This window comes from Streptomyces radicis, assembly GCF_003626575.1.
GTDB lineage: Bacteria > Actinomycetota > Actinomycetes > Streptomycetales > Streptomycetaceae > Streptomyces > Streptomyces radicis.
In genome coordinates, this window is the sequence record NZ_RBDY01000014.1 from 1 (window position 1) to 24,381 (window position 24,381).

The following is a 24,381-nucleotide window of genomic DNA, read 5'->3' on the forward strand; positions in this document are numbered from 1 at the left end:
TACGGCCCGATGAACTCCCACTCGTCGTCCGTCAGTTGCACTCGCGTCACGCAAGAAGATCTACCGGTCCAGGCCCCACCGTGAGGGAGAATCCCGCAGATTGATCACGACTCGATACGCTCCCTAGCGCACGTGCAGCTCGACGGGCGGAAGATGCGGCGAGTGAGCGCGCACCGTGCTTCGAGCCTCGAGGGGGAGGCTGGCGTGCACGGCTCCGGCCAGGACCAGCTGCCCGGCGCGCAGGGCGTCGCCGGAGCGGTCGAGCCGTCCGGCGAGCCAGATCAGGGCACGGAGCGGGTCGCCGAGGACGGCGCGCCCTTCCCCAGTGGCGACGGCGGTGCCGTCGACGCTGACGACCAGATGCTCGGCGGCCAGGTCCAGGTCCGCGCTGAGCGGCACCATGGGCCCGGTGACGACCCAGGCGCAGGACGCGTTGTCGGCGATGCTGTCCGCGACCGTGATGCGCCAGCTGGTGAACCGGGTGTCGATCACCTCCAGAGCGAGGAACACCTCCTTGGTCGCCGCCCGTGCCTCGTCCACGCCCACGTTCGGACCCGCCACGTCGCATCCGAGCCGGAAAGCGATCTCGGCCTCCACCCGCGGCTGCATCAGCACGCACCGGGCCAGGGTGTTGCCCGTGGGCAGCACCCTGTCGTCCAGAAGGACGCCCGAGTCCGGCTCGTAGACGCCCATCTGTTCCTGCATGGCCTGAGAGGTCACCCCGGCCTTGTGGCCGACGACGCGGGCGCCGCCCACGATCCGCCGGGCCACCGCTTCCTTCTGCACCCGGTAGGCGGTCTCCACCGTGAGCCCCGCCGGCCGGACGGTCAGCGCGTCGATCGGGACGCACTCGTACTCCGCCGCCAGCAGAGCCGATGCCGTAGCGGCGATCCAGCGGTCATCCTGCTCGTCCATGACGATCCCTCCTCGGAGCACGGGGCATCACATGCGGTTCGCAGAAGCGGGCACGGGAGCAGATCCGGGGTGGCGCTGATGCCTGCCGCCGGGGCACGGACCTGATGAAGAGTCAACCGGTCAGCCCTTCACAGCGGTACGGTGGCGGGCAGGCCAAGCGGTATATCGCGTATATGGGGCAGGTGCTCATGACCGCGCGCACGCCGAACATCCAACTCCGCGCCCTTGTCGCCGAATCCGGCCTCACCTACGAGGCGCTGGCCACGTCGGTCCGCGCGGTCGCCGCCGAATGCGGCGCCCGCTTACGCACGAACAAGTCCAACGTCGAGCACTGGATCTCCGGATCCGTGCCTCGCGGCGACACATCCCGCTACCTCGCGGTCGCGCTCTCCCGGCGGCTGGGCCGCCTCCTGACTCCCGCTGACCTCGGCCTCCCCGCCCCGGCAAAGGCCGAGAGTGACACCATCGGACTGTCCCTCGGGAGCGACCCCCTGGACGTTCTGCTACCGATGTGGAGGTACGAGTTGGATCGCCGCCGTTTCCTGACGGCCTCCGCCTACTCCGTGGCAGCCGCAGCCTTACCTCTCAGCCACGTCCAGGACATCGCTGCCCGCACCGCGGCCGCCCGCACCGGCTACACCGTCGGCATGGCCGAGGTCGCCGCCGTCCGTGACATGATCCACGCGTTCTCCGAGCTGGACGAGCGCCACGGCGGACAGCACGGCCGCAGCGCCCTGGTCACCTACCTCCGCGACGATGTCGCCCCGCTGTGCCGGGCCCGGTTCCGTACCGACGAAGTCCGCCAGCACATGCTCTCCGCCGCTGGCCGAGGTGTTCACCTGCTGGGCTGGAAGAGCTACGACGCAGGTCAGCAGGGCCTGGCCCAGCGCTACTACCTCCAGTCCTACGCCTTGGCCGCCGAATCCGGCCTCCGCGGAAACGACGGATTCGTGATGCGTACGATGGCGATGCAGGGCCTCAGGCTCCACCGCCCCGAGCACTGCCTCGGCCTGGCCGAGACCGGCCTGAACCGGGCCAAGGGCCGGGTGGATGCCCAGACCGAAGCCCTCTTCCGCGCCGTTCACGCCCACACCCTGGCCAAGAGCGGCAAGCGCCGCGCGGCCCTCGCCGAGGCCGAACATGCCCGCACCCTGCTGACCAGTGCCCCCGGCGACGAGGTGCCGTTCTGGGCGCTGGCCTGGGGCCCACCAGCCGCGTCGGTGCACTCCCGCACCGCCAAGGTCCACGAGACCCTGGGAAACCATCGGGCCGCCGCCGAGCACTACGCGCTGGCTGCCGCGGCCCGCCCGGCAGACACCTATGCGCGCATCGTCGCCCTGGACCTGGTCGCGGGCGCGGAGATGCACCTCGAGCGCGGCAGCATCGAGCAGGCGTGCGCCACCTGGCACCAGGCCATCGACCACATGGGCGGAGTCCGTTCCGTCCGCATCCGGAAGGCGGTTTCCCGCATCCGCAGCGACCTCGCGCGATTCCGAGCCCGTGGCCTGCGGTGCGTGGCCGAACTCGACGAACGGGCACGCGACTTCCTCGCCGGCGCCTGACCTCAGCGGCACCCGGAGAAGCGACGGACGATCGGCTCCAGATAGTCGGCGTGTGGACCGGCCAGACCGACCAGTTCGTCCGGTGAGCGCACCAGAGCGATGGCGTCGAGTTCAGGTTCGCGGCCCTGAACGCGCTCGGCTGCCGCAGCAGCGGTGAAGTCCGCGCGCAGCGTTGCCTCGGGGAGGACCGGGGCGAGGTAGGTCAGGCCGATGCTGCCGTTCTCGCCGCGGGTGACGACCCACAGCTTCAGGTCCTCCGCGGCCGCGCCGATCCCCAACTCCTCGGCGAGCTCTCGCGCGGCCTGGCCGGCCAGTGCCGACTCGTCCAGCACCGCCCCGACCCGGGGAGGCTCCACGGACCCCCCTGGCAGCTGCCAGCGCCCCGGGGCGGCCGTGGAGGGCGACATCCTCGCCGCCAGCACACGGCCGTCGTCGGTCGGCTGGACGACGTTCACGAACAACGAGGGCAGCGCGGTCGCGCCGGGAACGCGACGCAAGGCGTAGTGCCGGTAGGTCACACGCACCCAGGAGAGGCGCACGATGCGCGGGCCCGTCCGCTCCAGTTCCCCACACGCCACCACGGGCCCGTCGAAGAGAGTGGGGTTGGCCCGGACCGCCATCTCCCACACCCGGTCCCGGGCCTCAGCGTCCTGGGGCGGCAGCGGCGGCTCGGCGGCTTCGGCCAGCAGGAGCCGTTCAACGTCGAAGAGGTCAATGCCCACAGGGGGCAGCGTCTCGGGCACCGGCCCATCGTAGGACCCGCTCCGGGCTCGACCGCCGCCGCCGCATCCGTTCATGGACGCCCGGCTGGCTGATGGTCAGCGGTGTCCGCTGCTGTTCGGCGACCCGGCAGGGCGGCCGCAGCGTGCCGGTGGATGAGCACTCCATTCGTTCAACGGCTTCCCGAACGGGCCTCCCCCGCGGGAATGCCGGGCGCCCGCGAGGTGTTCCCTCTCCGACACGCTCACGTGAGAGAGGGAGACCCCCCGATGGCTTCCATCGCCTGCCCGGCGAGCCCCGTCGAGACTCCGGTCCGCAGGGCCGCGGAGGTGGACTGGGCCACGCTCCGGCTGGCGGCCGAGCGGTCGCACCCGAAGGCGAACCTTCCGCGGGGTCGTCTATCCTCCGAAGCGGACGAGTCCGGCACCACCGGGCTCACGACGCTTTTCGAGGAGGTGGGTCAGGTCACCGGCACGGACGAGGGCACGCACGAGGAGACCGAGACCACGGCCGAGCGGAACGCCCGTTTCGAGCGCGACGCGCTCGGCTACCTGGACCAGATGTACTCCGCGGCGCTGCGCATGACGCGCAACCCCGCGGACGCCGAGGACCTGGTGCAGGAGACGTTCGCCAAGGCGTACGGCTCGTTCCACCAGTTCCGCGAGGGCACCAACCTCAAGGCGTGGATGTACCGCATCCTGACCAACACGTTCATCAACTCCTACCGCAAGAAGCAGCGGGAGCCGCAGCGCAGCGCGGCGGAGGACATCGAGGACTGGCAGCTGGCGCGCGCCGAGTCCCACATGTCCACCGGGCTGCGGTCGGCCGAGTCGCAGGCGCTCGACCACCTGCCCGACTCGGACGTGAAGCAGGCCCTCCAGGCGATCCCCGAGGAGTTCCGCATCGCGGTCTACCTCGCTGACGTCGAGGGCTTTGCGTACAAGGAGATCGCCGACATCATGGGAACACCCATCGGCACGGTGATGTCCCGGTTGCACCGCGGCCGCAGGCAGCTCCGCGACATGCTCGCGGACTACGCCCGGGAGCGCGGCCTCGTCCCGGCCGGGGTTCAGGAAGGCTCAGGATCATGAGTGGTGACCAGTCGCACCCCACGGACTGCTCCGAGGTCCTCGGCCGCCTCTACGAGTACCTCGACCGGGAGATGCCGGACGGCGAGTGCGCCAAGTTCCAGGAGCACATCGACGAGTGCTCTCCGTGTCTGGAGAAGTACGGCCTTGAGCAGTCGGTCAAGAAGCTCGTGAAGCGCTGCTGCGGCCATGACGAGGTCCCCTCCGACCTCAGGTCGAAGGTCATGGGCCGCATCGAGAGCATCCGCGAGGAGGAGGCGGGCGCCGCGAGCCCCGCCCCCCGGCGGATCGAGTAACGGAATCCTCACCGTCCGCGTTTCACCCCGCTGGTCTTCCACCGTCTCGCGAGCCGCGCGTGCCTGACCCATGCTGTGAGCAGGCGCCTGTCCGCCCATGGTTGGATGCGGCCCGGGACGGACAGGAGAACTGTGAAGTGCACGCTACGAAGCGGGAATCAGGCGGGACACCGTGAGGATCTTCGGCAGGGTCCGGCAGCGCCCTTCCACCGACTGGCGGCTGGCCACCAACCGGGCTTTCACCCTCATCGACGACGGCCGCTACGACGACGCCGACGCGCTGTTGACGCGCGCGGCCGATCTCGAGCCCTGGCTGTCGGAGTCCTGGTTCAACCTGGCGCTGCTGCACAAGTTCAGGCACGACTGGGAGCAGGCGCGCTCCGCCGGGCTGCGGGCCGTCGCCCTGCTGGAGAAGGACGCGGGCGCCCCGGACTGGTGGAACGTCGGCATCGCCGCGACCGCGCTCCAGGACTGGCCGCTGGCCCGCCGCGCGTGGCAGGCGTACGGCCTCCCGGTGCCGGGTGACCCCTCGGTCGCGGATGTCCCGGTGGCCATGGACCTCGGCGGGGCCGCGGTCCGCCTCTCGCCCGAGGGCGAGGCCGAGGTGGTGTGGGGGCGGCGGCTCGATCCGGCCAGGATCGAGGTGCAGAACATCCCGCTGCCGTCCTCGGGCCGCCGCTGGGGCGAGGTGGTCCTGCACGACGGGGTCCCGCGGGGCGAGCGGACGACCGCGACGGGCGGCGTCTCGTCGGTGTACCCGGTCTTCGACGAGATCGAGCTGTGGGCGCCCTCCGCGGTGCCGACGTGGGTCGTGCTGATCGAGGCCGCGGCCGAGTCCGACCGCGACGCCCTGGAGCGGCTGGCGGCGGACGCGGGCTACGCGGCGGAGGACTGGTCGTCGTCGGTGCGGCTGCTGTGCCGCGCCTGTTCGGAGAGCCGCATGCCGAGCGAGGAGGGCGACGGCCTGGCGCAGCACGACCCGCACGACCACAGCGTTCCCGGGCAGCCCGGGCCGCTCGGGCACACCGGCGCCGGCGGGATGTGGTCGCCCGAGCGCGAGTGCGGCGTGGCGGCGCCGGGGGCGCTGGTGCGGGGGCTGCTCGACGGCTGGGTCGCGGACAGCCCCGACTCCCGTGACTGGCGTGATCTCGAAGAGGTCTGCTGAGAGAAGGGGACGGGCGCCCCCGGCCGCCCTTTAAGCTGTGGGGATCAGCCGGACGGGCTGTTCAGCGACGGGGCTGTGTTGGAGTCCTGGGTTGGATCCCACGGGGACATGGCATGAGTGAAAGGCACACGGCCGACCATGGCGCAGCAGGACATCGATGAGCGGGTCAGCGACGAGTTCGTCGACGACACCAAGGACGCCGAGGAGCGGGAGCGGGAGCACCGGGAGCGGGGCACGGTGCGGCCCATCACCGTCGTCGGCCATCCGATGCTGCACCGGGAGTGCCGGGACGTCACGGAGTTCGGCGACGAGTTGGCGGCGTTGGTCGACGACATGTTCGCCAGCCAGCGCGCCGCCGAGGGCGTGGGCCTGGCCGCGAACCAGATCGGCGTGGACCTGAAGGTCTTCGTCTACGACTGCCCCGACGACGATGGCGCGCGGCATGTCGGGGTGGTGTGCAACCCCGTCCTCGACGAGCTGCCCGCCGAGTCCCGGGTCCTGGACGACAACAACGAGGGCTGCCTCTCGGTGCCCACCGCGTACGCCGAGCTGGCGCGCCCCGACTACGCGGTGGTCCGCGGGCAGGACGCCAAGGGGAACCCCATCGCGGTGCGCGGCACCGGGTACTTCGCGCGCTGCCTCCAGCACGAGACGGACCACCTCTACGGGCACCTCTACCTGGAGCGGCTCTCCAAGCGGGAGCGGAAGAAGGCGCTCACGATGATGGCCGAGGGCACGCCGCGCTACGAGACGGTGCCCAACGCCGAGTGATCCGGCGGGGGAGCGATCCGGCGGGGAGTGGACGGGGGAGTGATCCGGCGGTCGGCGGCGGGCGTCACTGGGCTGGTCCTGTGGCGAACGCCCTGATGGTTGACGCGCGTTGATCCCATGCGTCACGCTCGATACCGACCGGTATCTCTCCCCCACGGAGGCAGCATGTTGAGACGCGCGCTGCGTGTCCTGCTCACGTTTGTCATGATCGCATCAGCAGCCGTGGTCGGCACGGTGGCCACCGCCGGCACCGCCTACGCCGACGGCTGCTACACATGGAACCGCACCCTCAGCCAGGGTTCAACGGGCGAGGACGTGCGCCAGCTCCAGATCCGGGTGTCCGGCTACCCCGCCTACGGCGCGGTACTCGCCCTCGACGGCGTGTACGGCCCGGCCACGGCGGCGGCCGTGACGCGGTTCCAGCAGGCGTACGGCCTCAGCGCCGACGGCATCGCGGGGCAGCAGACGTTCGGCAAGATCTACGATCTCCAGGACAACGACTGCACCCCCGTCCACTTCACCTGGGGCGAGCTCAACCGGTGCAACAGCGACTGGTCGGGCGGCCAGGTCAGCGCCGCCCAGGCCCGTGCCAACGCCCTGGTGAACATGTGGAAGCTGGAGGCCCTGCGCCACGCCCTGGGTGACCGCGCCATCGTCACCAGCAGCGGCTTCCGCTCCGTGTCCTGCAACAACGCCGCGGGTGGCTCGCCCACCAGCCGCCACATGTACGGGGACGCCATCGACCTCGTCGGCACGCCGTCGTTCTGCCAGCTGGCGCAGCGGGCCAGGTATCACGGCTTCAACGAGATCCTCGGCCCTGGCTACCCCGGCCACAACGACCATGTGCACCTGGGGAACAGGTCGTCGCGCTACTGGTCCGCGCCCAACTGCGGTATCTGATCGGTGCTTTGATCGGTGCTCTGATCGGCGAGACCCCGTGAACGCCGGTCCGCCCCCGTGACCTCGCGGGGGCGGACCGGCGCCGGGCGCTCGGCGACCGTCAGAACTCGTCGTCGAACGACACGCTGCCCTCGACCGCCACCTGATAGGCGGAGGGGCGGCGCTCGAAGAAGTTCGTCAGCTCCTGGACGTTCTGCAACTCCATGAAGGAGAAGGGGTTCTTCGCGCCGTACACCGGCGCCAGGCCCAGGCGGACCAGGCGCTGGTCGGCCACCGCCTCCAGATACCGGCGCATGGACTCGGTGTTCATCCCGGGCAGCCCGTCGCCGCACAGGTCGCGCGCGAACTGCGTCTCCGCCTCGATGGCCTCGGCCAGCATGGCCGCCACCTCGCGCTCCATCTCGGCGTCGAAGAGGTCGGGCTCCTCCGAACGCACGGTGTCCACCACGGAGAACGCGAAATCCATGTGCATCGTCTCGTCGCGGAACACCCAGTTGGTCCCGGTGGCGAGCCCGTGCAGCAGCCCCCGCGAGCGGAACCAGTACACGTAGGCGAACGCGCCGTAGAAGAACAGCCCCTCGATGCAGGCGGCGAAGCAGATCAGGTTCAGCAGGAAACGCCGCCGGTCGGCCTTGGTCTCCAGCCGGTCGAGGCTCTCCACCGAGTCCATCCAGCGGAAGCAGAACTCCGCCTTCTCGCGGATCGACGGGATGTTCTCCACCGCGGCGAACGCCGCCACCCGCTCGTCCGGATCGGGCAGATAGGTGTCGAGCAGCGTCAGATAGAACTGGACGTGCACGGCCTCCTCGAACAGCTGCCGCGACAGATAAAGGCGCGCCTCGGGGGAGTTGATGTGCTTGTAGAGGGTCAGCACGAGGTTGTTCGCCACGATCGAGTCGCCCGTCGCGAAGAACGCCACGAGGCGCCCGATCATGTGCCGCTCGCCGGGCGAGAGCTTGGCCAGGTCCGCCACGTCGGAGTGGAGGTCGACCTCCTCGACGGTCCAGGTGTTCTTGATGGCGTCCCGGTAGCGCTCGTAGAAGTCCGGGTAGCGCATCGGGCGCAGGGTCAGCTCGAAGCCCGGGTCGAGCAGGTTCTTGTTCGTGGTGGCCGCCGAGGTCGTGGTGGTGGTCGTGGTGGGTGTCGTGGGGGCGGTCACTGGCATGCCTCGCAGGTCTCGGGGTTCTCCAGGGAGCAGGCCACCGCCTGCTCAGGGACGGCGGTCACGGGGGCGGTCGGCGCGGCGGCGTTCGGCGCGGCGGCGGTCGCGCTCGTGCTGGCCGCCTGTGCGATCCGGGTGGCCGGGCGCGACCGCAGGTAGTACGTGGTCTTCAGCCCGCGCTTCCAGGCGTAGGCGTACATCGAGCTGAGCTTGCCGATGGTCGGCGCCGCCATGAACAGGTTGAGCGACTGGCTCTGGTCCAGATAGGGCGTGCGGTCGGCGGCCATGTCGATCAGCGCCCGCTGCGGCAGCTCCCAGGCCGTCCGGTACAACTTCCTCACGTCGTCCGGCAGTCCAGGAACCGCGGCCACCGAGCCGTTGCCCTCGCGCAGCGCCTCCCTGGTGGCCTCGTCCCAGCGGCCCAGGCGCTTGAGCTCGGCCACGAGGTACGCGTTGACCTGGAGGAACTCCCCGCTGAGCGTCTCGCGCTTGAACAGGTTCGACACCTGCGGCTCGATGCACTCGTACGCGCCCGCGATGGAGGCGATGGTGGCCGTCGGGGCGATGGCGAGCAGCAGGGAGTTGCGCATGCCGGTGCGCGCGATCCGCGCGCGCAGGGCCGCCCACTCGTCGGGCCAGGCGGGGGAGGCGTCGGGGTAGTGGTCGGGGTGGAGCACGCCCCTGGCGGTGCGGGTGGCGCCCCAGGCGGGGTGCGCGCCGTGCCGCTCGGCCAGCTCGGCGGAGGTCCGGTAGGCGGCGAGCATGATCCGCTCGGCGATGCGCGTGGACAGCTCGCGCGCCTCGGCCGAGTCGAACGGCAGCCGCAGCCGGAACAGCACGTCCTGGAGGCCCATCACGCCCAGACCGACCGGGCGCCAGCGGGAGTTGGAGGCGGCGGCCTCGGCGGTGGGGTAGTAGTTGATGTCGACGACCCGGTCGAGGAACGTGACGGCGGTGCGGACCGTGGCGTCGAGGCGCTGCCAGTCGGGCGTGCCGTCGGGACGCAGATGGGCCGCGAGGTTGACCGAGCCGAGGTTGCACACCGCGGTCTGGCCGTCGTCGGTGACCTCGAGGATCTCGGTGCACAGGTTCGACGAGTGCACCACGGCGCCGGGCTCGGCGGTCTGGTTGGCCGTGCGGTTGGCGGCGTCCTTGAACGTCATCCAGCCGTTGCCGGTCTGGGCGAGGGTCCGCATCATCCGGGCGTAGAGCTGCCGCGCGGGCACGGTCCGCCGGGCGCGGCCCTCGGCCTCGGCCTCGCGGTAGGCGGCGTCGAACTCCTCGCCCCACAGGTCGGTCAGCTCGGGCACGTCCACCGGGGAGAAGAGCGACCAGTCGGCGTCCGCCTCGACCCGGCGCATGAACTCGTCGGGGATCCAGTGCGCGAGGTTCAGGTTGTGGGTGCGGCGGGCGTCCTCGCCGGTGTTGTCCCGCAGCTCGAGGAACTCCTCGATGTCCGCGTGCCACGTCTCCAGGTAGACGCAGGCGGCGCCCTTGCGGCGGCCGCCCTGGTTCACCGCGGCGACCGAGGAGTCGAGGGTGCGCAGGAACGGCACGATGCCGTTGGACGAGCCGTTGGTGCCGCGGATCAGCGAGCCCCTGGCCCTGATCCGGGTGTAGGAGAGCCCGATGCCGCCCGCGTGCTTGGAGAGCCTGGCGACCTGGTGGTACCGCTCGTAGATCGAGTCCAGCTCGTCCTTGGGGGAGTCGAGCAGGTAGCAGGAGGACATCTGCGGGTGGCGCGTCCCCGAGTTGAACAGCGTGGGGGAGGACGGCAGATAGGCCAGGCTGCTGGTCAGCCGGTAGAACGCGGCGACCTCGTCGATCGCCTCGTCGCCTTCACCGGCCGCGAGCCCGCACGCGACCCGCAGGAGGAAGTGCTGCGGGGTCTCGATGACCTTTCTGGTGGTGGGGTGGCGCAGCAGGTAGCGGGACTCGACCGTGCGAAGGCCGAAGAACTCGAACCGGTCGTCGGCGCCCTCGGCCACGCTCCGCTCCACCAGCGCGTCGAGGCGCTCGGCGTGCCGGGCGACCAGGGCGGCGGTGGCGTCCGCGATGAGCCCGACGCGGTGGCCCGTGGCCACGGAGGCGGAGAACGACACGGCGCCCTGGCCCGCGGCCTCCTCGCGGATGGCGAGGGTCAGCATCCTGGCGGCGAGCCGCGAGTACGCGGGGTCCTCGGCGATCAGCCCGGCCGCGGCCTCGATCGCCAGCTCCCGCATCGCTGCCTCGTCGGCTCCGGGAGGCGCGCCCCGCAACACGGCGGCGGCGACTGGTCGGAAGTCGACATCCGGCAGGTCGGCGGCGAGCTCGGACAGCGTGCGGGGCAGCGCGGCTGTTACCGGCTCCGCGGGTGCGACGGGTGCGATGGTCACTCGGTGCTCTCCCTCGAATCGCGGTGGCCCGCGGGCGGGACGAGGGACGAGCGCCGCTGTGCATGCGTGTGACAAGGCAAAGGCATGCCGGTGGCGTCCGCCGGCCCAGCCCACGAGGCCCGGACGTGAACGACGCTGTCAGCAGGTGGTCGGACTCACCACAGGCGGCACGAAGCAGCCCATCGCACACCGTTGCGGGACAGTTCCGGATTCGCACCGGATTCCCTGCGGCGACAGCGAGCACGAGCATACATCTTGTGCTGTGCCGAGCGGGCGCCCCTATATGTTGTGCTCGGCCAGGGGGTCGGGTGAAAAGGCCAGTGCGAACACCTGAAGCCGGAGCCCCGGCACCGGCTCCCAGTCGCGCTCAGGCGCCCGAACGAACCCCAGCCGCCCGTAGAGCCGATGCGCCGTGTGCATTCGCGACTGGCTGGAAATCGCCACACCGCCCTTCCCGAGTCGGCGCGCCCGCGCCACACATTCGCGCACCAACGCCTCCCCCGCCCCCCGCCCTCGCGCCTCGGGCCGCACGGCCAGCATCCTGAACTCCGCCTCGCCCTCCCGCGCCACCTCGGCCAACTCCCCGCCCCCGCCCGTGAAGGTGACCGTGCCGAGCACCACCCCGTCGGCGTCCACGGCGACCAGCACCGTCGCGAGCGCGGCCCGCCCCGCCGCGTCCCGCAGATCGGGCAGATAGGGGTCGTCGGCCCCGGAGTCCAGCAGCCCGCCGTGCAGATAGGCGTCCGCCGTCAGCCGCCCCGCCTCGTCCCACTCCTCCGGCCGCGCTTCCCTGATCACGATGTCCATGCCCCCAGTGTGACCGGGGGGTCTGACATCCCCCAGACTTCGTCCGGGGGGACCCCCATCGCTGCGCTCCCAGACTTCGTCCGGGGGGACCCCCATCGCTGCGCTCCCAGACTCCGTCCGGGGGGACCCCCATCGCTGCGCTCCCGCACCACCCGTTGATCAACGGCGTAGGACCCAGTAGCCGCCGCCCTCGGCCACCACCGACCAGGGGCCCGCGCCCGGGTAGAGCCCGCCCACGTAGTCGATCAGCTCCTTCGCGCCCCGCTCCCTGTCGTAGTACGCGACATAGCGCGGCGGTTCTTCCTCCTCGCCGCCGCCGATCCAGAACACCCGGCAGCGCTGGGTGAGATGGGAGATCGGCCGGACGTTGGCCGCCACCTCGGCGCCGTCCGGCACGGCCGCGAGCACCCGGGCGCCCTCGCGCGCCGACGCGTCGGGCCTGTAGGTCGCGGGCTCGGTCAGCGTCCCGGTGGGCAGCGTGGTCGCCAGCGCCGCCGCGGCGGCCAGGGCGGCGGCGGGCAGGTGGTGGGCGTAGGCGCGCAGCCAGGGCCGTTCCGACGTCCGCGCCCGCACCACGGCGTCGGTCAGGGCCAGCGCGGTCACCGGCATCAGCACGGCGTCGTAGTGCCAGTCGGTCGACCAGTAGTGCGGCTCCTGGGCCGCGAACCGCCAGGCCAGCGTGGGCAGCGCCACGAGCAGCAGCGGGGAGCGCAGCGCCAGCAGGCCCGTGGTGGGCACCAGGATCCACAGCAGGGTGCGGACCTTCTCCTCCGTGCCGTCGAACAGCCCCCCGAGCCGCCCGCCCCCGCTCTCGCCCATCTTGGTCCAGTAGTCGTAGCCGCCACCGGAGTTGAAGGACGGTATGACCACCGCGAGGGTCACCGCGCACGCCACCGCGGCGAGCAGGGCCGCGCCCAGGGCGAGCCGCAGCAGCTCGGGCCTGCGCCGCCGCACGCGCAGCGCGACCACGAGCGCGATCGCCGCCGCCGTGAGCCCCAGGTCCTCCTTGACCAGGACGAGCGGCAGCGCCCAGCACAGCGCCGCCCGCCAGCGTTCGCGCAGCAGCGCCTCGAGGGCGAACGCGATCAGCGGGACGGCGAAGGCTATCTCGTGGAAGTCGAAGTCGACCGCGCGCTGGATGCCGAACGACAGCCCGAACGCCGCCCCGACGGCAAGACCCGCGCCCCGTCCCAGCAGCGCAGCGGCGCCCCGCGTCACCGGCACGACGGCGAGGGCGAACAGCGCGGCCTGGGCCACGAGCAGCGTCACCGGCGTCGGGAACACCCGGTAGAACGGGGCGATCAGCGCGGTCACCGGGCTGAAGTGGTCGCCCAGGATGTGGAATCCGGGCCCCTTGAGGTCCGCGACCGGTGCCTCGAGGTGGGCGTAGGAGCGGACGACCTGCTCGAAGATCCCCAGGTCCCATGAGCGGTTCTGCCACCGCACCCAGCGGCTCACGGAGATCGCCGTGTAGACGGCGAAGAAGCCGAGCGCCAGCAGCCAGGGGTCGCGCCGGGAGCGGGGTCGGGCGGGCGGCGTCCGGGCCGCCTCCTCATCGGCTGGCTCTGGCAGGTCACTCGTCCGGATCGGCCGGCTCGGCCGGGTCCCGCGCTCCACGCTCACCGTGAAACGGTACGAGACCGCCCGCGCCGGCCCAAGGCCGGACCGGCCCCCCCGCCGCCCCGGAACGCGGGGCGGCGGGCCGTGACAACGTCAGCAGCAGCCCTTGAAGGACCCGCCGAGCCCGTCGGACGGTGCGGCGTAACGGCGGTCGGTGCGCCGCCGTTCGAACTCCCGGCGCCCGAGCACCGGCGCGCCGGGATCCGTTCGCATGGCGTGCTCGACATACCGGTCGTAGGCGTTCTCGCCGGTGAGCTCGGTCACATACCAGCGCAGCCAGGCGAACGCCCGGCGTGGGGCCGCGGTCGGGCTCATCGCTCGGACACCTCCTGCCGGGGCCCGGTGGACTGCTCGGGGATGCCGCCGCCGGGGCCGAGCCCGGCCGAGACCAGCTCGGCGCGCTCCTCCTTGGTGGCGATCAGCCCGGAGGGCGCGATGATCCGGGACGGCACGTGCGGCGTCTCGCGCAGCCTCACCGAGCCGGGGTGGCGCACGGCCTTCACGCACACCCGCAGCGCGTCGGCGAACACGATCAGGACGAGCAGCGCCAGCGCGGCCGAGAGCACCGCGTCGAGGGTCGCGGTGTTGACGATGGTCCGCATGTCGTCCATGTTCTGGGCGCCCGCGAGGAGTTGGTCGTTGTCGATGCCCTCCTGGTACTGGTCGCGGCGGGCCAGGAAGCCGACGGCCGGGTCGCCGGAGAAGACCTTCTGCCAGCTGGCGGTCAGGGTGACCACCGAGACCCAGGTCAGCGGGAGGAGCGTCACCCACACGTACTTCAGGCGCCCGGACTTCACCAGCAGCACGGTGCAGATCGCCAGGGCGACGGCGCCGAGCAGCTGGTTGGAGATACCGAAGATGGGATAGAGGGTGTTGATGCCGCCGAGCGGGTCGTTGACGCCGACCCACAGCAGATAGCCCCACAGCGCCACCACGATGCCGCTGATCAGCAGGATGCCGGGCCACCACGTGTTGTCGCGCAGCTTGCCCAGCCTCGGGTGGATGCTGGCCAGCGCGTCCTGGAGCACGAAACGGCCCACGCGCGTGCCCGCGTCTATGGCGGTCAGGATGAACAGCGCCTCAAACATGATCGCGAAGTGGTACCAGAAGCTCATCATCGTGTCGCCGCCGATGATCTCGGCGAGCACGACGGCCACCCCGAGCGCCAGCGTCGGCGCGCCACCGGTGCGGGAGAGGAGCGACTCCTCCTCGACCGCCTCGGCGGCCGACGCGAGTTGATCGGGTGTGACCGTGAAGCCCCACGATGTGATCGTGTCGGAGGCCGCTTGGACCGTGTCGCCGATGACGGCGGGTGGCGCGTTCATCGCGAAGTAGATGCCGGGGTCGAGCACGCACGCGGCCGTGATGGCCATCACGGCGACCGAGGACTCCATCAGCATGGCGCCGTAGCCGATCGTGCGGACCTGGGTCTCCTTCTGGATCATCTTGGGCGTGGTGCCCGAGGAGATCAGCGAGTGGAAGCCCGAGAGCGCGCCGCAGGCGATCGTGATGAAGACGAACGGGAAGAGCGACCCGGCGAACACCGGCCCGTCCCCGTTGGTCGCGAAGTCGGTCACGGCCTCCATCTGGAGGTTGGGCAGGGTCACCACGATGGCGACGGCGAGCAGCGCGATGGTGCCGATCTTCATGAACGTCGACAGATAGTCGCGCGGCACGAGCAGCAGCCACACCGGCATGACCGAGGCGGCGAAGCCGTAGAGCACCAGCGCGATCACGAGCGTGCGCGGATCGAGCGTGAACGCGTCCGCGAGGCCCGAGTTGGCCACCCAGCGCCCCGAGACGATGGCGAACAGCAGGAGCGCGACGCCGATCAGCGTGACCTCGGCGATCTTGCCGGGCCGCAGATAGCGCAGATAGATGCCCATGAACAGGGCGATCGGGATGGTCATGCCGACCGAGAAGGCGCCCCACGGCGACTCGGCGAGGGCGTTGACCACCACGAGCGCGAGCACCGCCAGGATGATGATCATGATCGAGAAGATCGCGATGACCGCGGCGACGCCGCCCACGGGGCCGATCTCCTCGCGCGCGATCTGGCCCAGGCTCTTGCCGTCCCTGCGGGTCGAGAAGAACAGCACGACCATGTCCTGGACGGCGCCCGCGAAGATCACGCCGACGATGATCCAGATGGTGCCCGGCAGATAGCCCATCTGCGCCGCGAGCACCGGGCCGACGAGCGGGCCCGCCCCCGAGATCCCGGCGAAGTGGTGGCCGAGCAGCACCCGGCGGTCGGTCGGGTGGTAGTCGTGGCCGTCCCCCATCCGCTCCGCGGGCGTGGCGCGGGTGGGGTCGGCCCGAAGCACCCGGTTCTGGATGAACTTGGCGTAGAACCGGTAGCCGATCGCGTACGTGCCGAGCGCCGCCGCGACCATCCACGCGGCCGAGACCTCCTCGCCGCGGGAGAGCGCGAGCACGGACCAGCCGACGGCTCCCACCACGGCGACGAGTGACCAGATCACGATCGATCGTGGTCGTAGCTGACGAGCGTTTCCTGTGGGGCGTGCCCGAGGTGGGGAATGCACGGTGTCCTCCCGCCGGTCCTCTCTGACTGACCTGCCGGAATCTAGGCCAGGACAGCCCCGTTGACCATGGGGCGGACGCGCTCCTGTCGCTCCCTTGTGCGGATCACCGCGATCCGTCGGGGCTCGGGCGCTCCAGATTGGCGACGAACTTGTACCGATCGCCCCGGTAGACCGAGCGCACCCACTCCACCGGCTCGCCCTGGGTGTCGCGCGAGTGCCGCGAGAGCATCAGCATCGGCAGCCCCACGTCCGTGCCGAGCAGCCCGGCCTCGCGGGGGTTGGCGAGCGAGGTCTCGATCGTCTCCTCGGCGCGCGCCAGATGGACGTCGTAGACCTCGGCGAGCGCCGTGTACAGGGACGCGTACCGCACCAGGCTGCGGCGCAGCGCGGGGAAGCGCTCCTGGGACAGATGCGTGGTCTCGATGGCCATCGGCTCGCCGCTGGCGAGCCGCAGCCGCTCGATGCGCAGCACCCGCCCGCCCTCGGGCAGGTCGAGCAGCCCGCTGAGCCGCTCGTCGGCCGTGATGTACCCGATCTCCAGCAGCTGGGACGTGGGTTCGAGGCCTTGGGCACGCATGTCCTCGGTGTACGAGGTCAGCTGGAGGGCCTGCGAGACCTTGGGCTTGGCGACGAACGTGCCCTTGCCCTGGATCCGTTCGAGGCGGCCCTCGACCACCAGCTCCTGGAGCGCCTGACGGACCGTTGTGCGAGAGGTGTCGAACTCGCTGGCGAGGGAACGCTCCGGGGGTACGGGGGTGCCGGGCGGAAGCGTCTCGGTCATCTGCTGGAGATGCCGCTTGAGGCGGTAGTACTTCGGCACCCGCGCCGTGCGTGTCCGGTCGGCGCCGTCGGGTCCCGCGCCGGCCGGGGCCGCTGCCGCCGGTCCGCCGGCGCTCGCGGTGCTCCCCCCGTCCCTCGCCATGACCCGCCCCTCCGACTGGTTCTGTTCTGCCGTCACCGGCTCCTCCGAGACATCGCAGCTCACATCGTGACACGGGCCCGTCAGGGACGACGCCCACGAGCAGATGTCGGTCCTGTAACGGACCGGGCCCGCAGCTCGTGGGCCCTTGACACCCGCCTTGGTCTAGTCCAGGCTCCCGTGCAACTGGTCTACACCTCTTACATACACCACTAACGTAACGGCCGTTACCGGGCCACATCGTGATGGGGTCCGGCCCTTTTGGAGGAGGGTGACGTGAAGCGCAAGCTGATCGCTGCCGTCGGCGCGGCGGCCCTGACGGCCACGATGGCCGCCTGTGGCTCCGACGACAGCAGCGACGGGGGCGGCGGCAGCGCCGACTCCATCACCGTTTGGTTGATGAGTGGCTCGGCACCGGATCCCTGGGTCGAGGAGCTCAACGCGGCTTTCGAGGAAGAGCACGGCGTCGAGGTCAACGTCGAGATCCAGCAGTGGGAGGGCATCCAGGACCGCCTGACCACGGCCCTGTCCGAGGACGGCACGGTCGATGTCCTGGAGCTGGGGAACACCCAGGCCGTCGGCTACGCCAACACCGGTGGCCTCGCCGACCTCAGCGAGCTCTCCGAGGAGCCCTGGACCGAGAGCATGCTCGAGTCCGCCGTGGTCGACGACACGTTCTACTCGATCCCGTGGTACGGCGCGAACCGAGTCGTCGTCTACGACCAGAGCATCTGGGCGGAGGCCGGGGCCGAGGTCCCGACCACGCGGGACGAGTGGATCGAGGCCCTCGAGCTGATCGACGAGAACACCGAGGCCGAGCCCATCTACCTGCCGGGCCAGACCTATTACGTCATGGGCGGCTTCGTCGCGGACGAGGGCGGCGCCTTCGCCGCGCAGAACGGCGACGAGTGGGAGGGCACCCTCAACTCCCCCGAGGTGGAGGCGGGCCTGGGCTTCTACGGCGAGCTCCAGGAGTTCTCCGACGCCCCGACCGACATCGACGAGGGCGAGCCGCAGCAGTCCACGGACGTCGTGCCGAACGGCGACGTGGCGAGCTGGGTCGGCCTGCCGTGGGAGGTCGTCAACGCCACGACCGCCATCGAGGAGGCCGGTGGCGAGGCCGACTGGGGCTTCTTCCCCGTGCCAGGCAAGACCGCCGACGAGCTCGGCCACGTCTTCCTCGGCGGCTCCAACCTCGCGGTCGCCGAGCGTGCCGGCGACCAGGAGCTGGCCCGTGCCTGGCTCGAGATGGCCACGTCGCAGGAGTGGTCGCAGAGGTTCAACGACGCGATGGACGGCACCGTCGTGCCCAACCGCTCGGACGTGACCGCCGAGCCGGCCGCCGGCACCTTCGCCGAGGCCATGGTCGCCTCCGCGGACGTCGGCTTCCTCCCGCCGCTCACCCCCGGGTGGGCCAACGTCGAGGTGGAGCCCAACCCGATCAAGGACCTGATGACCAAGGTCCTGAACGGCGAGGACTTCAGCTCGGTGGCCGAAGAGGCCGATACAGAGATGACCACCCGCCTCAACCGCGAATAGCCCGCGCGATCGGGGTGCCGCCGGCCACCGGCGGCACCCCTTCTCCGCCTGTGAGGGACGACACGCATGACCGTGCACATCGAGGACGCACCGCCCGACGTATCCGGTGCCACGTCCAAGGGCCCGCCCAAGCGGCGGACCGGCCGCCGGCTCCCCACCGGCTGGGTGCCGTACCTGCTGATCCTGCCGTCGATCGCCGCCCTGGTCGCCGTGCTCGGCTGGGCCCTCGTCCAGAACCTGATCATCTCGTTCCAGGAGTTCGGCCGACGTCAGCTGATCTCCAGAACCACCGAGTGGGCCGGGCTCGACAACTACCGGACCATCCTGGAGGACGAGCGGTTCTGGGACGCGGTCGTCCGTACGTTCTTCTTCATGGCGGCCAACGTCGTGCTGATCATGGGGCTCGGCACCCTGATCGGCCTCCTGCTCCACGCCCTGGGCAAGAAGATGCGGCTGGTCCTGGCGATCAGCCTCGTCGCGGCGTGGGCCATGCCGGTCACCGTCTCGACCACCGTCTTCCGCTGGCTGTTCGACCAGCAGCTCGGCGTCGTCAACTGGGCGCTGAGCAGCATCGGCTTCTCCTCCTACGAGGAGCACAACTGGTTCAGCAGCGGCGCGTCCACGCTGGCCATTGTGACGATCCTGATCGTCTGGGCCTCGGTGCCCTTCGTGGCCCTCAACCTCTACGCGGGCCTGACCACCATCAGCGGTGAGATCTTCGAGGCCGCGCGCATGGACGGCGCCTCCAACTGGCGCCTCTTCTGGTCCATCCTCGCGCCCATCATGAGGCCGTTCTTCATGATCACGACCTTCCTCGAGATCATCTGGGTCTTCAAGGCGTTCGCTCAGATCTACGCGCTGAACGCCGGCGGGCCCAACCGCGAGTCCGAGACGCTGCCGGTCATGGCCTATGTCGAGGGCATGAGCCAGAGCCAGTACGGAAGCGCCGCCGCCATCTCCGTGCTGACCCTCGTGATCCTCCTGGTCGCCATGTCGTTCTACTTCCGGCTGATCTTCAAGCAGGAGAGGGAGCAACTGTGAGGAACGCCCGGAAGCTCTGGCTCAACGGCACGGCGGTCATCCTGTCGGCGCTGTTCCTTTTCCCCGTGTACTGGATGTTCTCGACGTCCTTCAAGAGCAGCACCGATGTGCTCACCGACGACCCGGTCTTCCTGTTCACCCCGACGTTCGACCACTACGAGACGGCCACCGCCGTCGAGCTGTTCTGGACGTATGTCGGCAACAGCTTCATCGTCACCATCGGCGCCGTCCTGCTCGCCCTCCTGGTCGCGCTCGCCGCGAGCTACGCCATCGCCCGCATGCAGTTCCGTGGGCGGCGCGGCATGGTGCTCGCCGTGATGATGGCCCAGATGGCGCCCTGGGAAATCCTGATCATCGTGGTGTACCTCAACGCCCGCGACCTGGAGATGCTCAACAGCCTGCTCACCCTGACGCTCATCTACTTCGTCATGGCCCTGCCCTTCAGCATCTGGACCCTGCGCGGCTTCATCGCGGCGGTGCCCAAGGAGCTCGAGGAGTCCGCCATGATCGACGGCTGCAACCGCGCCCAGGCGTTCTTCCGCGTCATCTTCCCGCTGCTCGCCCCGGGCCTGATGGCCACCTCCCTCTTCGGCTTCATCGCCGCCTGGAACGAGTACGCCATGGTCCTCGTGCTCAACAAGGACCCCGAGGCGGCCACCCTTCCCCTGTGGCTCACTCAGTTCCAGACGAACTTCGGCAACGACTGGGGGGCCACCATGGCGGCCTCCACCATGTTCACCGTCCCCGTGCTGATCGTCTTCGTCCTCCTCCAGCGTCGGGTCACCGGCGGCCTCGCCGCGGGTGCCGTGAAGGGATAGCGCTCCGCATGACGACCGCCGTACGCGACTCGGACACCGTGACCAGGGACGCCCTCGCCGTCCTCCAGCCGACCTTCGACGGAACGACCTCCCTCCCCGCGTGGCTGCCGCGCCAGCTGGAGAACGGCATGACCGGCGTCGGCCTCTTCGGCCGCAACGTCGTCTCGCCCGAGCAGCTGGCCGTGCTCACCGGGCGGCTGCGCGCCGCCAAGCCCGATGTGCTCATCGCCATCGACGAGGAGGGCGGCGACGTCACCCGCCTCGAGGTGCACGGCGGCTCCTCCTTCCCCGGGAACCACGCCCTGGGCAGCGTCGACGACCCCGAGCTGACCCACGAGGTCGCCGCCGCGCTCGGCCGCCGCCTGGCCGCCTGCGGCATCAACCTCAACTGGGCGCCCTCCGCCGACATCAACACCGACCCCGACAACCCCGTCATCGGCGTCCGCTCCTTCGGCGACGACCCCGCGCTGGTCGCCCGCCACACCGTCGCCTATGTCGAGGGCCTCCAGAGCGCGGGCGTCGCCGCCTGCGTCAAGCACTTCCCCGGGCACGGCAACACCAACGTGGACTCCCACCACGCCCTGCCCCGCATCGACATCGACCTCGCGACCCTCCACAAGCGCGAACTCGTGCCGTTCAAGGCGGCGATAGCGGCGGGCACCCGCTGCGTGATGAGCGCGCACATCCTCCTTCCCGCGCTCGACGGCGAGCGCCCCGGCACCCTGAGCCCCGCCGTCCTCTCGGGGCTGCTGCGCGCCCCCGCCGCCGAGGGCGGCCTCGGCTACGAGGGCCTGATCTTCACCGACGCCATCGAGATGCGCGCCGTCGCCGACACCTACGGCCTCGACCACGGCTGCGTCCTGGCCATCGCCGCGGGCGCCGACGCCCTCTGCATCGGCGGCACCCCGTCCGACGAGGACGAGGTCCTCCGGCTGCGCGACGCCCTCGTGAACGCCGTCCACTCCGGCGAGCTCCCCGAGGAGCGCCTGCACGACGCCGCCGAGCGCATCAGGGCCCTGGCCCGCTGGACCGCCGAGTCCGCCGACCCCGGCGCGGCCTCCCCGGCCGACGGGGAGATCGGCCTCGCGGCCGCCCGCCGCGCCCTGGTGGTCAGCACCCCGCCCGGCGCCACCGCGCCCCGGCCGCTGCGCTCTCCCGCCTATGTCGCCTCCTTCCCTCCCGTCGCCAACATCGCCGTGGGCACCCAGACCCCCTGGGGCGTGGCCGCCGAGCTCGAACGGCTGCTGCCCGGCACCGAGGGCGGCAGCCACACCCGCGCCGACGCGGACCGCGCGGGCCCCGATGGCCTGGCCGCCGAGGTGCTCGCCGCCGCCGGGGACCGCCCGGTGGTCGCCGTGGTCCGCGACGTCCACCGCCACCCCTGGATGGCCGCGACCCTGGACGCGCTGCTCGCCGCCCGACCCACCACCGTCGTGGTGGAGATGGGCGTCCCGCACGCCCCGCCCTCGGGCGCCCGGCACATCGCGACCCATGGCGCCGCCCGTGTCTGCGGCCTGGCCGCCGCCGAGGTCATCGCCGGCGCCGCCCCCACCGACTGACCGAGCCACGCGACACCCCAGGGAGGGACCCCTCGATGTCCGCCACGTCCTCCGTGCGGCCCGGCCATGTGATGTCAGGAGAGATGGCGGAGCAGCCCGCGGTGCTGCGCCGCCTCCTGGCCGAGGGCGCGGCGCCGATCCGCGCCGTCGCCGAGCGGATCGCCGCCAGGCAGCCCCGCTTCGTCCTGCTGACGGGCCGCGGCACCTCGGACAACGCCGCGCTGTACGCCAAGTACCTGCTCGAGATCCAGCTGGGCAAGCCGTGCGGCCTCACCTCCATGTCCACCACCACCGCCTACGAGGCCAAGCCCGATCTGACGGACTGCCTGGTCATCGCCGTCAGCCAGTCGGGCGGCTCGCCCGACCTGGTGGCCTCCACCACCACCGCCCGCGAGGCCGGGGCGACCACGCTCGCCGTGACCAACAACCCCGAGTCGCCGCTGGCGCTGGCCAGTGAGTTCCACATCGACGTGCTCGCGGGTCCCGAGAAGGCGCTGCCCGCCACCAAGACCTACACCGCCGAACTCCTCGCGCTGTACCTCTTCGTGGAGGGCCTGCGCGGCGGCGACGGGGCCGGCGCGGCCCACCGGCTCCCCGAGCTGGCCGAGGGGATCCTGGCCCGCCACGAGGAGATCCGTCAGCTGGCGGCCCGGTACCGCTTCGCCGAGCGCATGGTCCTCACCTCCCGCGGCTACGGCTATCCCACGGCCAAGGAGGCCGCGCTCAAGCTGATGGAGACCAGCTACATCCCCGCCCTCTCCTACTCGGGCGCGGACCTGCTGCACGGCCCGCTCGCGATGGTCGACAACGTGTCACCGGTGATCGCGATCGTCACCGACGGGCGCGGCGGCAAGGCCCTCCAGCCGGTGCTCGACCGACTGCGCGACCGCGGCGCCGACCTCGTGGTCTTCGGCCCGAAGGCGCAGGTCGACGCGGCCTCCGCCGGCTTCGTCCTGCCCACCGACGGCGTGCCGGAGGAGCTTCAGCCGATCCTGGAGATCATCCCGCTCCAGCTGCTCGCCTACGAGGTCACCCTCGCCAGGGGCCAGGACCCGGACGCCCCCCGCGCGCTGGCCAAGGTCACCGAGACGCGCTGACCGGCCACCGCCGGGCGCGGCCCACCGGGGGTCGGCCTCACAGCAGGACGCCCCCGGTGGCGTCTATCCAGTCCCCGGTGACCCACCGGCTGTCGTCCGAGGCGAGGAACGCCGCCACATCGGCGATGTCCGCGGGCTGCCCCAGCCTCCCCAGGGGCGAGGAGGCGGCCGTGGCCTTCCTGGCCTCCTCGCTGCCGCGCAGCCACGAGGCGTTCATGTCGGTGTCGACGACGCCGGGCGCCACGGCGTTCACCGTGATGCCGCGCGGGCCCAGCCGCTTGGCCAGGCCGGTGGTGAGCTGGTCAAGGGCGCCCTTGGACATCGTGTACGGCAGGACGTCGGCCATGGCCCCGGCCCGGTGGGTAAGCCCCGTCGAGACGGTGATGACGCGCCCGCCGTCCCGCAGCCTGCTCAGGCCGTGCTGGACGATGAAGAAGGGCGCCCTGACGTTCACCGCGAAGATCGCGTCGAAGTCCTCACGCGAGGTGGCGTCGACGCCCGAACGAGGGCCTGTGACCCCGGCGTTCAGCACGAGGATGTCCACTCCCTCGGCCTCCGCGTCGAAGGCCGCCCACAGCGCCTCGGCGTCCCCCTCCGCGCCAAGCGGCGCCCGCAGCGCGAACGCGCTGCCCCCGGCCGCCTCGATGGCGGCCACCGTCTCCTTGGCCGCGGGCTCGTCATGCCCGTAGTGCACCCCGACCCGTGCGCCGTCGCGGCCAAGCCGCTCGGCGATCGCCCGGCCGAGCCCCCTGCCGCCGCCGGTGACCAGCGCCGTCTTGCCCGTGAGCGCGCTCATGCCCGCCCCCACCTTTCCCTAGTGATCGCTACAGAAACACCGTAGCACACCTTCTGGAGCGGCCGCTATAAAATAGGGGCATGTCGACGAAACCCCGTGGGAGACCTCGTTCCTTCGACCGCGAGACCGCGCTCGAGCAGGCCCTTCTGGCCTTCTGGGAGCGCGGGTACGACGCCACGTCCGTCGCCGACCTCACCCGGGTCATGGGCATCGGGGCGCCCAGCCTCTACGCCGCGTTCGGCGACAAGAAGACCCTCTTCGAAGAGGTCGTCGAGGCGTACCTCACGCGGTACGGCGGCTTCATCGGCCGCGCGCTCGCCGAGGAGCCCACCGCCGAGGCCGCCCTGGGCCGCGTGCTGCGCGAGGCCGCCGTCGAGTACACGGCGCCGGGCCAGCCGCACGGCTGCCTGATCATCTCAGGCGCGGCGAGCTGCCATGAGTCCGCCGCCGACGTGGCCGAGGGCCTGCGCGCCCGCCGCGCCGGGAACCTCAGGGCGATCGAGGGCCGCATCCGCGCCGACGTCGCCGCGGGCACGCTGCCGGCCGACACCGATGTCGCCGCGCTCGCGCGCTTCTTCGGGGCCGTCATCCAGGGCATGAGCCAGCAGTCGCGCGACGGCGCGAGCCGGGAGGAGCTCGAGGGGGTGGCCGAGACGGCGATGCGGGCCTGGCCCGCCGCTTGACGCCC

22 protein-coding genes and 1 riboswitch are annotated in these 24,381 nt (G+C 71.2%); of the genes, 12 read left to right on the plus strand and 10 right to left on the minus strand.

Annotated elements, in window-relative coordinates; all coding sequences use genetic code 11:
• Positions 1-123: 123 nt before the first annotated feature.
• Positions 124-915 carry a 2-keto-4-pentenoate hydratase gene (locus D7318_RS18815; protein WP_120698282.1) on the minus strand — a complete coding sequence of 264 codons (792 nt, stop codon included), beginning with the start codon at positions 913-915 and terminating at the stop codon, positions 124-126.
• 188 nt (positions 916-1,103) lie between these two features.
• Here D7318_RS18815 and D7318_RS32895 point away from each other — a divergent pair, with 188 nt between their 5' ends.
• Complete coding sequence (locus D7318_RS32895) at positions 1,104-2,477, plus strand: hypothetical protein (RefSeq protein ID WP_183091548.1); 1,374 nt, start codon at positions 1,104-1,106, stop codon at positions 2,475-2,477.
• Positions 2,478-2,479: 2 nt separating this feature from the next.
• Here D7318_RS32895 and D7318_RS18825 read toward each other — a convergent pair whose 3' ends face one another.
• Positions 2,480-3,220, minus strand: coding sequence for an NUDIX domain-containing protein (locus D7318_RS18825; protein WP_230423876.1), 741 nt, complete (start codon positions 3,218-3,220; stop codon positions 2,480-2,482).
• A 432-nt stretch (positions 3,221-3,652) separates the two neighbouring features.
• On the opposite strand from D7318_RS18825, the gene D7318_RS18830 reads away from it, so the two are divergent.
• The 5 genes from D7318_RS18830 to D7318_RS18850 all read left to right on the plus strand — a co-directional run bounded on the left by D7318_RS18830 (position 3,653) and on the right by D7318_RS18850 (position 7,417).
• Complete coding sequence (locus tag D7318_RS18830) at positions 3,653-4,288, plus strand: sigma-70 family RNA polymerase sigma factor (RefSeq protein ID WP_183091550.1); 636 nt, start codon at positions 3,653-3,655, stop codon at positions 4,286-4,288.
• Positions 4,285-4,581: a mycothiol system anti-sigma-R factor gene (rsrA, locus tag D7318_RS18835; protein ID WP_120698286.1), complete on the plus strand. Its 297-nt coding sequence runs from the start codon at positions 4,285-4,287 to the stop codon at positions 4,579-4,581. The genes D7318_RS18830 and rsrA overlap by 4 nt, the downstream gene beginning before the upstream one ends.
• Before the next feature lie 172 nt (positions 4,582-4,753).
• Positions 4,754-5,746, plus strand: a complete 993-nt coding sequence (locus D7318_RS18840; protein ID WP_120698287.1) for a tetratricopeptide repeat protein — start codon at positions 4,754-4,756, stop codon at positions 5,744-5,746.
• A gap of 138 nt (positions 5,747-5,884) precedes the next feature.
• Positions 5,885-6,517, plus strand: a complete 633-nt coding sequence (def, locus tag D7318_RS18845; protein ID WP_120698288.1) for a peptide deformylase — start codon at positions 5,885-5,887, stop codon at positions 6,515-6,517.
• Between the two features lie 165 nt (positions 6,518-6,682).
• The gene (locus D7318_RS18850; RefSeq protein ID WP_120698289.1) at positions 6,683-7,417 is read left to right on the plus strand and encodes a M15 family metallopeptidase; all 735 of its coding nucleotides are present in this window, start codon (positions 6,683-6,685) and stop codon (positions 7,415-7,417) included.
• A 100-nt stretch (positions 7,418-7,517) separates the two neighbouring features.
• On the opposite strand, the gene D7318_RS18855 is transcribed toward D7318_RS18850, so the two are convergent.
• The 7 genes from D7318_RS18855 to D7318_RS18885 all read right to left on the minus strand — a co-directional run bounded on the left by D7318_RS18855 (position 7,518) and on the right by D7318_RS18885 (position 16,846).
• Positions 7,518-8,582 (minus strand): ribonucleotide-diphosphate reductase subunit beta, encoded by a 1,065-nt coding sequence (locus D7318_RS18855; protein ID WP_408055508.1) that lies wholly within the window; start codon positions 8,580-8,582, stop codon positions 7,518-7,520.
• On the minus strand, positions 8,573-10,954 hold the full coding sequence (locus tag D7318_RS18860; protein ID WP_120698290.1) for a ribonucleoside-diphosphate reductase subunit alpha: 2,382 nt from the start codon (positions 10,952-10,954) through the stop codon (positions 8,573-8,575). The genes D7318_RS18855 and D7318_RS18860 overlap by 10 nt, the downstream gene beginning before the upstream one ends.
• A 123-nt stretch (positions 10,955-11,077) precedes the next feature.
• Positions 11,078-11,208: riboswitch (cobalamin riboswitch) on the minus strand.
• A 25-nt stretch (positions 11,209-11,233) separates the two neighbouring features.
• A complete protein-coding gene (locus D7318_RS18865) occupies positions 11,234-11,761 on the minus strand; it encodes a GNAT family N-acetyltransferase (protein WP_120698291.1) in 528 nt (175 codons plus the stop codon).
• A 159-nt stretch (positions 11,762-11,920) separates the two neighbouring features.
• On the minus strand, positions 11,921-13,384 hold the full coding sequence (locus D7318_RS18870) for a DUF2079 domain-containing protein (RefSeq protein ID WP_408055509.1): 1,464 nt from the start codon (positions 13,382-13,384) through the stop codon (positions 11,921-11,923).
• Between the two features lie 90 nt (positions 13,385-13,474).
• Entirely contained in the window at positions 13,475-13,696 is a 222-nt protein-coding gene (locus tag D7318_RS18875) for a YbdD/YjiX family protein (protein ID WP_120698293.1), read from the minus strand.
• Positions 13,693-15,924 (minus strand): carbon starvation CstA family protein, encoded by a 2,232-nt coding sequence (locus tag D7318_RS18880; RefSeq protein ID WP_120698294.1) that lies wholly within the window; start codon positions 15,922-15,924, stop codon positions 13,693-13,695. The genes D7318_RS18875 and D7318_RS18880 overlap by 4 nt, the downstream gene beginning before the upstream one ends.
• Before the next feature lie 103 nt (positions 15,925-16,027).
• Positions 16,028-16,846 (minus strand): GntR family transcriptional regulator, encoded by an 819-nt coding sequence (locus D7318_RS18885; RefSeq protein WP_120698396.1) that lies wholly within the window; start codon positions 16,844-16,846, stop codon positions 16,028-16,030.
• 273 nt (positions 16,847-17,119) lie between these two features.
• Between D7318_RS18885 and D7318_RS18890 the strand changes: the two genes are divergently transcribed.
• From D7318_RS18890 to D7318_RS18910, 5 genes are all read left to right on the plus strand, one after another.
• Positions 17,120-18,382, plus strand: coding sequence for an extracellular solute-binding protein (locus D7318_RS18890; RefSeq protein WP_120698295.1), 1,263 nt, complete (start codon positions 17,120-17,122; stop codon positions 18,380-18,382).
• A gap of 66 nt (positions 18,383-18,448) precedes the next feature.
• Positions 18,449-19,423, plus strand: coding sequence for a carbohydrate ABC transporter permease (locus D7318_RS18895; protein WP_120698296.1), 975 nt, complete (start codon positions 18,449-18,451; stop codon positions 19,421-19,423).
• Positions 19,420-20,241, plus strand: coding sequence for a carbohydrate ABC transporter permease (locus D7318_RS18900; RefSeq protein ID WP_183091547.1), 822 nt, complete (start codon positions 19,420-19,422; stop codon positions 20,239-20,241). The genes D7318_RS18895 and D7318_RS18900 overlap by 4 nt, the downstream gene beginning before the upstream one ends.
• A gap of 8 nt (positions 20,242-20,249) precedes the next feature.
• Positions 20,250-21,800, plus strand: coding sequence for a glycoside hydrolase family 3 protein (locus D7318_RS18905; protein ID WP_120698297.1), 1,551 nt, complete (start codon positions 20,250-20,252; stop codon positions 21,798-21,800).
• 35 nt (positions 21,801-21,835) lie between these two features.
• A complete protein-coding gene (locus D7318_RS18910) occupies positions 21,836-22,897 on the plus strand; it encodes an SIS domain-containing protein (RefSeq protein ID WP_120698298.1) in 1,062 nt (353 codons plus the stop codon).
• Between the two features lie 37 nt (positions 22,898-22,934).
• On the opposite strand, the gene D7318_RS18915 is transcribed toward D7318_RS18910, so the two are convergent.
• Positions 22,935-23,693: an SDR family oxidoreductase gene (locus D7318_RS18915; protein ID WP_120698299.1), complete on the minus strand. Its 759-nt coding sequence runs from the start codon at positions 23,691-23,693 to the stop codon at positions 22,935-22,937.
• Between the two features lie 80 nt (positions 23,694-23,773).
• Here D7318_RS18915 and D7318_RS18920 point away from each other — a divergent pair, with 80 nt between their 5' ends.
• Positions 23,774-24,376 carry a TetR/AcrR family transcriptional regulator gene (locus D7318_RS18920; protein WP_120698300.1) on the plus strand — a complete coding sequence of 201 codons (603 nt, stop codon included), beginning with the start codon at positions 23,774-23,776 and terminating at the stop codon, positions 24,374-24,376.
• Positions 24,377-24,381 lie beyond the last annotated feature (5 nt).